Genomic DNA, 255 nt, shown 5'->3' on the forward strand with positions numbered 1-255 from the left:
TTTATCAAATTCATGGTTGCCGAAAGTCATAGCATCATATTTGACCAGATTCATAAAGGCCAAATCGGCTTGACCCAGATATTTATTGAAGTAAAGTGTTCCGGAGAACACATCACCCGCATCGAGAAGAATAGGGTTTTCTGTAGTCGCCTTAGCCTCTTTGATTGCCGTTACACGGCGCAAGATATTATTTGGCGAGCTTACAGTGTCTAGTCCCGCATGTGTATCGTTGGTGTGTAGAACAGTTAACGGGAA

1 protein-coding gene is annotated in these 255 nt (G+C 43.1%); it reads right to left on the reverse strand.

Annotated elements, in window-relative coordinates; translation table 11 throughout:
- Positions 1–255, reverse strand: a 255-nt coding sequence (locus CA600_RS30740) for a metallophosphoesterase (protein WP_179281797.1), incomplete at both ends; no start/stop codon positions are given.

The sequence above is a fragment of the Paenibacillus sp. VTT E-133280 genome (assembly GCF_002264385.1).
Lineage (GTDB): Bacteria > Bacillota > Bacilli > Paenibacillales > Paenibacillaceae > Paenibacillus_AQ > Paenibacillus_AQ nitricinens.